The 10,839-nt window shown below is 51.8% G+C and carries 7 protein-coding genes; 3 read left to right on the top strand and 4 right to left on the bottom strand.

The genetic code is table 11. From position 1 onward, the window contains the following. The first annotated feature begins 517 nt into the window (after positions 1-517). The 3 genes from C7B82_RS11205 (at position 518) to C7B82_RS11195 (ending at position 7,175) form a co-directional block, all read left to right on the top strand. Positions 518-2,443 carry a filamentous hemagglutinin N-terminal domain-containing protein gene (locus tag C7B82_RS11205; protein ID WP_106256372.1) on the top strand — a complete coding sequence of 642 codons (1,926 nt, stop codon included), beginning with the start codon at positions 518-520 and terminating at the stop codon, positions 2,441-2,443. A gap of 86 nt (positions 2,444-2,529) precedes the next feature. Beyond that, positions 2,530-6,339 (top strand): WD40 domain-containing protein, encoded by a 3,810-nt coding sequence (locus C7B82_RS11200; RefSeq protein WP_106256371.1) that lies wholly within the window; start codon positions 2,530-2,532, stop codon positions 6,337-6,339. A 275-nt stretch (positions 6,340-6,614) separates the two neighbouring features. Next, a complete protein-coding gene (locus C7B82_RS11195; RefSeq protein ID WP_106256370.1) occupies positions 6,615-7,175 on the top strand; it encodes a hypothetical protein in 561 nt (186 codons plus the stop codon). Here the strand turns inward: C7B82_RS11195 and C7B82_RS11190 are convergent. From C7B82_RS11190 to arsB, 4 genes are read right to left on the bottom strand one after another with little or no spacing between them, the layout of a single operon-like run. Then, positions 7,172-8,938: a hypothetical protein gene (locus C7B82_RS11190; RefSeq protein WP_106256369.1), complete on the bottom strand. Its 1,767-nt coding sequence runs from the start codon at positions 8,936-8,938 to the stop codon at positions 7,172-7,174. The two genes, C7B82_RS11195 and C7B82_RS11190, sit on opposite strands and share 4 nt — an antisense overlap. A gap of 37 nt (positions 8,939-8,975) precedes the next feature. Next, positions 8,976-9,584, bottom strand: coding sequence for an arsenical resistance protein ArsH (gene arsH / locus C7B82_RS11185; RefSeq protein WP_106256368.1), 609 nt, complete (start codon positions 9,582-9,584; stop codon positions 8,976-8,978). Then, on the bottom strand, positions 9,571-9,720 hold the full coding sequence (locus tag C7B82_RS31470; protein WP_181357448.1) for a protein-tyrosine phosphatase family protein: 150 nt from the start codon (positions 9,718-9,720) through the stop codon (positions 9,571-9,573). The genes arsH and C7B82_RS31470 overlap by 14 nt, the downstream gene beginning before the upstream one ends. Before the next feature lie 30 nt (positions 9,721-9,750). Then, the gene (arsB, locus tag C7B82_RS11180) at positions 9,751-10,833 is read right to left on the bottom strand and encodes an ACR3 family arsenite efflux transporter (RefSeq protein ID WP_106256367.1); all 1,083 of its coding nucleotides are present in this window, start codon (positions 10,831-10,833) and stop codon (positions 9,751-9,753) included. Positions 10,834-10,839: the final 6 nt, after the last annotated feature.

Raw genomic sequence — 10,839 nt, 5'->3', positions numbered from 1 at the left:
GGGGCGTCCTGGCATGACCCATGACCTCAAAGGGGACTCCTTTAGTTTGGCGCAACTTCATATTTAATTGGTATAAGAAGGCTGATGGTCGATCGCTGACCGTCTCTAGCAAACTCTCATCGACTGGTCGCATGTTAGGTATACCGTTAGTTTTATTTCATCCGCAGTTAGGCAAAAATGCGGGGTTGTTATGCTTTACGTAATTTTGCTGATCGGTTTGAAGTTGTGGGCGTGCCAAGGGGATGACTTACGACACAGCAGTTAAAGTTTGTGTGAACTTGCCTGAGTTGCCATCAGTCCGCTTCCTGTCATTGATAGGCTAGTGTCATGTCAAGTTTTGATGAATTTTCTAGCCCTTTAAAGACAATCCCCACGCCCTTTGTTTTTAAACTTTAAATTTGTCAGATCGTCCAGGGGCACTGTCTAGAGGCAGGTTAAGCATCTACATTGATATCAATTAGGGGCAATCAGTACATTCACAGAACCTTGCTTCTAAGCTTTATTAAGATGAGAGCCGATGAGATTAGCCGCTAGCAAAATCAAGGTAGTAGTCGCGACCATTGTGTTGGGTGGCACGATCGGCGTCGAACAGCTACACGCGCAGATTGTGCCCAACCCAGGAGATACAGGTACGATCGTGACGCCAGTTGGCAACCGTTTTGATATTGGCGGCGGCAGCCTTTCGGGAGACAGCGCCAATTTGTTCCACAGTCTGTCTCAGTTTGGGCTGACTCAGACCCAGATCGCAAACTTTCTTTCTAACTCCAGCACTCGCAACATTTTAGTGCGGGTGACAGGCGGCGATGCCTCACGGGTGGATGGCCTGATCCAGGTCAGCGGCAGCAACGCCAATCTGTTTTTAATTAACCCAGCGGGTATTGTCTTTGGTGCCAACGCAACTCTGGATGTTAAGGGCTCGTTTACCGCTACGACTGCTAACGGCATTGGTTTTGGTACCAACTGGTTTAATGCGTCTGGCACTAATAACTACGATGCTTTAAGTGGTAATCCCAATAGCTACGCCTTTACGGTCGTACAACCCGGTTCAATTATTAACGCTGGCAACTTGGCGGTAGGCTCGGGGCAGCAGTTAACGCTGTTGGGTGGCACCGTCGTTAGTAGTGGTGGACTGTCGGCACCGCAAGGAACGATCGTTGTAGCAGCCGTGCCGGGGCAAAGTGTCGTACGCCTGAGTCAGCCTGGAGCGTTGTTGAGTCTGGAGGTACAACGCCCGACACCGACCGATCGCGTCGAAGCCTGGACACTCCCCGTTCTCTCACTGCCTCAATTGCTCACAGGTGGCAGCGGCAACAATGCGACAGGACTCACCGTCGGGGCAAATGGGCAGGTAACGCTCACAGGATCGGGGGTGCAAATTTCGCCTGGTGATGTGGCTGTACGACAGGCAACGGCAGCACCTGGTGGAACGTTATTCCGGGCAACTGGCACAGTCCTGGGTGCGGCTGCTTTTCCACAAACTCAACCGCTTCCGCCGCCGCCTTCGCCTGCTGTGCGGTTAGTCACGCCGCCACCGAATCAAGCCTTGCCAATTCCAACGGTGGCGACTCCAACGGTGCAGTCGCCGCCACCGGATGTGGCGTTACCCTCTACTGTGAGCAGACCGTCGCCTACGCCTACTTTTAGCAGACCATCGCCCCCACCTGATCAGTTCTTGCCTAATACATCAGTGCGTCAGGCTGCACCACCAGATGCAGTACTGCCGTCTCTCTCACCGAGCCTGGTTGTCCCTGATTGTGGTGTTGCGTGTCCTACGAAGCCACCGAGTGGACTGCCGTCGTCAACGCCAACAAGTGGACTGCCGTCGTCAACTCAGGCACCGCAAACGCCTGGCAATAGCACGGGCACTAGCACTAGCACTACCTCTGGTAATACCTCTAGCAGTAACTCGTCGGTGGTTGTCAATTTTTCAACCACCAGTAGCCAGACCAATACGACGGTGGCACTGCCCGAGGCATTACCGCAGTATGCGAGTCAAGCGACGACGAATCAAGCAAGCTCCGTGCCATCACGCGCTGCATCGCCAAGCTCGGCGTCACTCAATGCTGTACAGCCCACTAATGCACTCTTGCCCACAGGCGATCCTGAGCAGAATTTGTCGAGTGGCGCGATCGACGACTTGAACCAGGCATCGGCGATGGCAAGGCGGCTGGAAGCACTGAAAAAATACCTGCAAAAGCGCTGGAAAGCCACGCCAGAAAGGGCTGTAAAATTGCAGTACACGTTGCTCTTAGATGCCAAAGGCACGATTCAGCAAATTGTGCCTTTGGGGGCAGAAGCCGCCACTTACTTGGCAAATCTCAGTTTATTACCATCAAATAAAGTGGTGATTAAGCAGACAATTCAGGGGCTTGAAGTTATGGTCACGCTCAACCCAGATGGTACGGTAGAGGTGATTCCAAACTCGCTGACGCTGAGAAATTAGTGCGAGGGGTGAGCTGAGAGGGATAGAGCGTTGGCGATCGAGCCCTCTTGCGAGACTAACAAGGGTATCACGACCAAAAAGCGGCGATGGTTGCAACAGCAGAGTTAGGCTATGAATATCAGGTTGGTGGCAGTTTACCGTTAGATGCGCCGAGCTATGTCAAACGGCAAGCCGATCGCGACCTGTATGAAGGCCTAAAAGCAGGTGAATTTTGCTATGTGCTCAATTCGCGGCAGTTGGGCAAATCGAGCCTGCGGATTCAAACCATGCGGCGGCTTCAGGCAGAAGGCGTTATTTGTGCTGCGATCGACGTCTCTGGCATTGGCAACCGCAACGTGAGCCCGGAGCAATGGTACGCCGGGGTTGCCTACGCGCTAGAAAGCAGTCTCGATTTGGCTCACCCGATTAATTTACGACTCTGGTGGCGAGAACACGCCTTTTTGCCTCCGGTGCAGCGCTTAGGTAAGTTTCTGGAAGACGTGCTGTTGGCGGATAGTGAGCGCTCGATCGCCATCTTTATCGATGAAATTGACAGCGTGCTCAGCCTGGATTTTTTGATCGACGACTTCTTCGCCCTAATTCGCACCTGCTACAACAAACGTGCCGATCGCCCGGAGTACCAGCGCCTCACCTTTGCGCTCCTAGGTGTCGCCACGCCATCCGATCTGATTCAAGACAAGAGCCGAACGCCCTTCAATATTGGCAAGGCGATTCCTCTGACTGGGTTTCAGTTTGACGAAGCGCAACCGCTCCTTGAAGGACTGCGATCGGTCACAAACAACCCTCATGCCATGCTGCGAGAAGTGCTGGCATGGACAGGCGGACAGCCGTTTTTGACCCAAAAAATCTGCAAATTGATCCATACCACGTCTGTCTCCATTCCTGCCGGGCAAGAGACCCAATGGATCGAGCAGTTGGTGCAGACCCATGTCATTGACAACTGGGAAGCGCAGGACGAGCCACCGCACTTAAAGACGATTCGCGATCGCCTACTGCGCAATCCCCAGCGCACCAATCGCATTCTGGGCTGCTATCAAAAGATTCTACAGCAGCAAAAACTATCGGCGGACGACGGTGCTGAGCGTATGGAACTCAGGCTGGCTGGCATTGTGGTCGACCAGCACGGCAGCGTCACCATTTGCAACCGTATTTACGCCTCGATTTTCGACCAGGATTGGGTCACTGCCATCCTTTCCAGTCATCGCCCCTATGCCGATGCACTGGATGCCTGGATGGGTTCCAATTGTCAGGATGCGGCTCATTTACTGCGCGGCACAGCGTTGCAGAATGCTCAGCGATGGGCCGTCGACAAAAGCTTGAGCGATGCCGATTACCAATTTTTGGTCGCAAGTCAGGCGCTAGACAAACAAATTGCTCTAGAAGCAGAAAAGCAGGTGACACGGCTGTTAGCTGATGCTCAAAAGCAAGCCAGACGCACCATTCACAAAGGCTTTGTCATCCTTGCGGGTACGCTGACGCTGGCGATCGCGGCTGGTTTCCTGGCCTCCAAAGCGAACCAAAAAATGATGGCAACCCAGAATGAGCTTCGCAGCGCAGAGCAGAAGCTCCAGGTGACCACTGCCAACATGCGCTTTGCGGAAGTCAAAGCCAAAATTGCCGAGCAATCCCAGCGGCAGACCCGGCAAACTATGATTGCCACCCAGGCAGACCTGGAAACCTTGCAAAGCCATCTGCTGGAAGCCCGCAAACGAGTCGCCTTTGCCCAAAACGATGCTCAAACCGCCGAAGCAAAAGCCCTCAGTGCCGAACAAATCCGACGACAGGCACAATTGCAGGCGCTCCGTGCCCAAACGACTCTGGGTAGCACAACAGCCAGCCTCAAAATTAAAAGTCTGGAAGCGACTGCACTGGACACCTTACAACAATTTCAAGCAAATCAAATTAGCGAAATTGATGCCCTGATCGCAGCGATGCAGACAGGGCGAGAACTGGCTGCAATCGCGAGCCACCAAAAGTCACAAGATTACCCGGTGACCAGTCCGCTGCTTGCCCTCCAAACGATTTTGGGCAGCATTCATGAACGCAACCAGATTGATCTCGGTCAAGGTTGGATCGCAGATGTCAGCTTTAGCCCCGCTGGCGCGCTGATTGCTGCCGCCGGTGAAGACGGCACCGTGCGCCTTTCAGATTTAACGGGTAAACAGCTGACTCAGTTCAGAGGGCACAATGGACGCATCTTAGGCATTACCTTTAGCCCGGATGGTCAGGCGATCGCCACCGCTGGTGAAGATGGCACCGCTCGCCTGTGGGATCTCAGTGGTAAACAGCTACAGCAGTTTAAGGGGCATCGCGGTCGAGTGCTCGGCGTGACGTTTAGCCCCGACAGTCAGGTATTGGCCACCGCTGGCGAAGACGACACCGCAAGCCTCTGGAGCGTAACCGGAAAGCCCCTGGCTCAGCTTAAGGGGCATCAGGGGTGGATTTTTGGCATCAGTTTTAGCCCGCGTGGCCCCTACCTGGCAACCGTTGGTCTGGACGGCACCACTCGCTTGTGGGACTTTCAGGGGAAGCAACTTGCGCAGCTCAATGGGCATCAGGGAAGGGTTTTAAGCGTTAGTTTTAGCCACGACGGGCAGTATCTAGCGACATCAGGCTCAGATGATCTGGTGCAGCTCTGGGATTTATCCGATCCGCAGCGGGTGCAAGGTAAGAGCCAGTGGAAGGCACATCAGGGAAGAGCGCTGGGCGTTAGTTTTAGCCCCAATGGGCAGCGACTTGCGACGGCAGGTGCAGACGGCACCATTCGTCTCTGGACACCCACAGGACAGTTGCTGAGTGTACTCAAGAGGCATCGTGGGCCTGTAGGCAATGTGAGCTTTAGCCCCAATGGCAGCCTGCTGGTAACATCAGGTGATGACGGTTCGGTCCGGTTTTGGGATATGGCAAGGCAACCATCCGCACAGGCCAAGGCGTTTGGCGAGCCGCCTTCTGGTAGCGCTTCGGCAGTCAGCGGCGTGGGCTTTAGTCCAGACCGGGATAAGGTAGCGATCGCGAGCGAGAATGGCTCCATTCGGTTGTGGAACTTGTCTGGGCAACCGTTAGCGCAACTCCAAAGCTCGCAGCACGTGATTAGAAGCATTAGTTTTAGCCCGGATGCTCAACGGTTTGCCACGGCTGCCGAGGATGGTACGGTGCAGGTGTGGGATGCGTCTGGTCAGTCGATCGCCCAATGGCAAAGTGCCCAAGGTCGCATTCTGAGCCTTGACTTTAGCCCCAACGGTAAACAGTTAATGACGGTGGGGGTGGATGGGTCATCGGGTACCGCCAAGCTTTGGGAGTCGTCGGGTCACTTCATCACCCAACTCAGTGGGCGACATCGCTGGCTGGTTAGCACGAGCTTTAGCCCCGATGGTCAGACGATCGCGACGGCTGGCGAAGACGGCATTGCGCGCCTCTGGGATCGCTCTGGCAACCAGCTAGCGCAACTACAAGGGCATTCTAGCTGGATTCTGCAGGTTAACTTTAGCCCGGATGGCACAAAGCTTGCCACGGCTGGCGAAGACGGCACCGCCCGCTTATGGGATCGTTCTGGTAAGCAACTCGCACAACTCAATGGTCATTGGGGAAGCGTTGTGGGTATTAGCTTTAGTCCCGATGGTCAGCAAATTGCTACGGCTGGCGAAGACGGCACCGCCCGCTTATGGGATCTGTCTGGTCGGCAACTGGCACAGTTTGATGCTAGCCCCACCCAACTACGGGGCATCGAGTTTAGTCACGACGGCCGGTATGTTGTGACTGTGAGCGAAACTGGTAAGACGCAACTGTGGCATCTCGCTAAGCTAGATGAGCTGTTGACTCAAGGCTGCAACTGGCTACAGGAATACTTTGCTAGCCATCCTCAGACGGCTCCGAGTCGAGGGCTCTGTCAGGGTTGAGCCCGGGCTGATAGCTCTGGATCATAGCGATCGCTGGCAATCTTTTTGAAAGCTTTACATTCTTTTGAGCCAACTTCTTAGTTTGAATGCGGCAGACTGAGACAATCAGAAATAAAGGGTCATTGCCGACTTCATTTTGTCGTGCGTAGGGTATTCCTCTAGCGAGGTGCTTGAATACCCTGGCGCAGAATGCGGTGTCATCCCTACAAGTTAAGGGTACGGGTCAGCAAACATGTCACGGCAAGCAGTAATGCCACAACAACGACCGTAACGCTATGAAAACAACAACGACCCCGCTTAACTGGCTAGCGCTTAACTTTTTGTGGTACGTGCTGGTTGGCTTCCTACTGGCTTATACGCCATCGTGGGCACAGGTTATTGTGCTGCCGCTCGCCTTTGCCCTCACCCTGTCAAAGATCTTTATTTTGACACCTGTGGTCACCTGGACTCTCAGCAGTGGGTTGGCTGGAGGGCTGGCTGGTGCCTTTGCTGGCAGCGTTTTTGGCATTCCAGAGGGGCAGCTGGCAACGGCCTTCGCGATGGTTGTCTTTTTGGGGTGGACGGTTCCCGGTGTTGCCAGCATGGCGATCGCGGGTACTATCAGTGTTACAGCCGCGCTGCTTTGGGCAAAAACCATGGGCTTGCCCAGCATTTTGGGAATGGCTGGCATTGGCGCGATCGCGGGCATTTTTGCCGTAACCTTACCTGAAGCGGTCGCTGGTGCAAGAAATGACTTATTCCGCATTTTTGGGAAGACCTATACGTTTTTCATTCTCAGCGGTGTCTCGGTAGTAGGCTTGGCGGTAGGGCGTTGGATCAATCAATTCTTTGCCTAACGCAACACTTTCGACGTCTTCGATGTCAACGTTGGATCAGGTGATTGAATCGTTGCTTGAGGCAAAGAGTGGGAGGAAAGCAGCTTGCGACGAACCAGCAAGCTTCTTTCTGTGTGAGGTACTTCCAGGCGTTGATAGTCCAGACTCGCATAGTCTCGCAGAAACGCGTTCCACTCCTGATCCGCCATCAAGCGAACGTCTTGCTTCAGCTCTGCACTCACAATCACCATCTCGATTTCGTTTTGACGCATAAAACTGCTGAAGCCGCTGGTTTTACTAGCAGGATCGATGCGATGGTAGCGATCGCCTAAAAAGGTTCGGTACTCAATATCGAAGGCAAGCACATTGACTGGCTGCTTAATCTTGAGCGATCGAAGCAAATAAATGGTTTCTAGATTGGGCCTGGCAGGGAATTGTTGTCTTTGGAACAGACAGATGTTTGCTAGACACCAGCCTTGCGCTAACGTGGGGGTGAGCAAAAGTAACAGAAAGCCAGTGACAACGGTTTGCTTAAAATCCAGGTTCCATGCTTCTCCCTTAAGGGTTTTAGATAACATGAACGCTAGCAAAACGTATAACAGGACAACATGGATAATGAGGTAATGGTATCTAGGAAAAATAATAATAGAAGCAGGAATCACTGACAATTCCACGAAGAAGACGATGACGAGCAGGCGTATTAACGTTCTAAAGTGATCCTGCTTAATTCGACTGCGATAGTGCCTAAAAATCTGAACACAGGCTAACAGGACGATAGCTAGTTCTCCGAAACGGACAATTAAGTTTAGCGTTGGGTTGAGATCGTTTAGTGAAGGGCTATTGTCTTTTAGAGAATCATCAAAGATAGACAGTGTGTTCTCAAAATAACCTTTTAAGTTTTCAAATAAGTAGGCGAAGAAAGCCCCTGGGTTGACCCACATTGCAGCGAAGATGGTATTAGCGTGACCAAAAACAGATGCGGTTATCTGTTGATAATCGACCCAGGGATCAAGGTCGGTTTTGTTTTGCCACGTCCACCGCAATGCAAAATGAGAGGCGAAGGCCCACCAGCTTCGATTTCCTGAAGAGGTTGGCATACCAAGTAAAGCGATAAGCGCTATGAAGCATGCGGTGTAGAGTAAAAGACGACGATACGACGATGTTTTGCCGCGTGGAGAAGTGAAAAAGATCGTTCTGATTTCGAGAATGAAAATTGCGATCGAAATTACTAAAAACGATACAAAATATTCAGGCCGAACATATGAAACCGAAAGAAGCGTAAGGCTGAGTACGTAGTAAAAAAATATTTCGGCTCTTAAATACGTTTGAATCGTTATAAACAGCAAGATTAAGAGCAGGGCAAAGTGAGTGGGTCGAGGCCAAATGACCGGAATACCAGAGATGAGATAGATGAAAGCAGTGATGGTTGTGATGAGCCGATTACAACCCAAAGACCGTAGCGCAACATACAGCATGGTTGCTGTTAAAGCAATCAAAAGTTTGTGATTTAGAAAATATAAATTAACGTTATCTTTACTGGGCTCAACCAGGGAGAGCAGCCAATACCAGATGGCATAGAATGGAGCCCATTCAGCAACAGGAAAACCCTGCTTGATCAGGTTGACGCCATTGTAAAGGTAGTAGCTTTCATCCGATAAAATGATATCAACGATAGTTTCGATCTTGTACGTTAATTTGATTGCGCTGGCAAAGACGCAGAGGATCAGGAATAGATCGAAACGACTTAGCCTTGATACTATTCGCCTGAGTGCATTGATAGCCATGATGCAACATGTTCCAAATTCATTCGCCAATATCAAATTAGCCTTTTTCTTTACGCTCACTGTAGCGATCGGTCAGATAATCCACCTGATCGCGCAGCAGCAGGGTGAACTTGTAGAGTTCTTCCATCACATCCACCACGCGATCGCGGTAGGGCGAGTCCTTCATCGTGCCGTCTTCATTGAATTCCTGATAGGCTTTGGCAACGGAGGATTGATTCGGAATGGTGAACATCCGCATCCAGCGACCCAGAAGCCTCAAGGTATTGACGGCATTAAAGGATTGAGAACCACCGCTCACCTGCATCACTGCCAAAGTTCTGCCTTGTGTGGGTCTGACAGCACCCATGCTTAGGGGAATCCAGTCAATTTGGTTTTTCATGATGCCTGTGATTTGCCCGTGCATCTCCGGGCTAGACCAGACCTGCCCTTCTGACCACAGGCTCGACGCGCGTAGCTCCTGCACTTTGGGATGGGTATCAGGTACGCTGCCGTAGATAGGCAACTCATGCGGATCAAAAAACTTGACCTCAGCCCCAAACTCCTGCATAATTCGAGCCGCTTCTTCTGCTAGTAAACGGCTGTAGGAGCGCTCTCGTAACGAGCCATACAAAAACAAAATTCGAGGAGGATGGTCAAATATTGTCACTGGCTGTCTCTCCTGCTAATGCTTGCAGAAACGTCGTTTGGGCTTCTCGCAGTGCAACATCGGGATTAGCGCTCTGAATTGTCTGCATCGTCTCGTCGTAAGGTAAGCCCGTCTGAATCAAGTAGGCAGCCAGCATGCTCCATTGGTTTAAGCTTTGAGTATGAAGCTACGGCAACTTCGCTTCAGACGCTCGAAAATAGCGTCTCTCCAGCCAGAAGGCAACGTTCACGAGACTAATCAACACGGGTACTTCTACTAGGGGGCCAACTACAGCCGCAAAAGCGGCACCAGAATTGATGCCAAACACTGAAATGGCCACGGCGATCGCTAGTTCAAAATTGTTGCCAGCAGCGGTAAACGCCACACTGACAGCCTGGGCATAATTCGCCTTGATGCGCCACGCCATGTAAAAGCTGGTTAAGAACATCACGATGAAGTAGATAATCATCGGAATAGCAATCCGCACTACATCCAGGGGAATCTGCACGATCAAGTTCCCTTTCAAGCTGAACATGATGACGATCGTGAATAGCAATGCAATCAGCGTAATCGGGCTAATTTTGGGCACAAACACATCGTGATACCACGCTTTTCCTTTGGCTTTAACAAGGAAGAAGCGGGTGAGAAAGCCTGCCAAGAAGGGAATACCCAAGTAAATGAAAACACTCTGGGCAATTTCAGCGATGCTCACATTCACCACGCTGCTTTGCAGCCCAAACACAGGTGGCAGCACACTCAGAAAGAACCAGGCAAACGGACTATAGAAAATCACCTGGAAGATGCTGTTAAAGGCGACCAAACCTGCGGTGTACTCGGTGTTGCCTCGCGCTAGGTCACTCCACACAACCACCATCGCAATGCAACGCGCCAAGCCAATCAAAATCAGTCCCACCATGTAGTCTGGGTAGCTTCTGAGGAAGGTGATTGCCAGCAGAAACATCAGGATGGGACCAATGACCCAATTCAGCAAGAGGGACATACCCAAAATCTTGCCGTTGCGAAAAACATCACCCAACTCTTCGTAGCGCACCTTTGCCAGCGGTGGGTACATCATCAGAATCAAGCCGATCGCAATGGGGATATTCGTCGTCCCTACCTGAAACTGATTGATCACCACATCCACAGCCGGGAAAAAATAGCCGATCGCCACCCCAATCGCCATCGCCAGGAAAATCCACAGGGTCAGGTAGCGATCGAGAAAGGAGAGCTGTTTTGCAAGGGGCTGCGGCTGAGAAACGGTTTGCTTCATAGATGC

It is taken from the genome of Stenomitos frigidus ULC18 (genome assembly GCF_003003795.1).
In the GTDB taxonomy this organism is placed as follows: Bacteria; Cyanobacteriota; Cyanobacteriia; order Leptolyngbyales; family Leptolyngbyaceae; genus Stenomitos; species Stenomitos frigidus_A.
The sequence above is the reverse complement of the archived record's forward strand: the minus strand, read 5'-3'. Positions and strand labels throughout refer to the sequence as shown.

What these genes read in the sequence shown, in the direction of transcription:
- arsB (WP_106256367.1), bottom strand. Translation starts at nt 10,833, where the DNA reads ATGAAGCAAACCGTTTCTCAGCCGCAGCCCCTTGCAAAACAGCTCTCC.
- C7B82_RS11200 (WP_106256371.1), top strand. Translation starts at nt 2,530, where the DNA reads ATGGTTGCAACAGCAGAGTTAGGCTATGAATATCAGGTTGGTGGCAGT.
- C7B82_RS31470 (WP_181357448.1), bottom strand. Translation starts at nt 9,720, where the DNA reads ATGCTGGCTGCCTACTTGATTCAGACGGGCTTACCTTACGACGAGACG.
- C7B82_RS11195 (WP_106256370.1), top strand. Translation starts at nt 6,615, where the DNA reads ATGAAAACAACAACGACCCCGCTTAACTGGCTAGCGCTTAACTTTTTG.
- C7B82_RS11190 (WP_106256369.1), bottom strand. Translation starts at nt 8,938, where the DNA reads ATGGCTATCAATGCACTCAGGCGAATAGTATCAAGGCTAAGTCGTTTC.
- C7B82_RS11205 (WP_106256372.1), top strand. Translation starts at nt 518, where the DNA reads ATGAGATTAGCCGCTAGCAAAATCAAGGTAGTAGTCGCGACCATTGTG.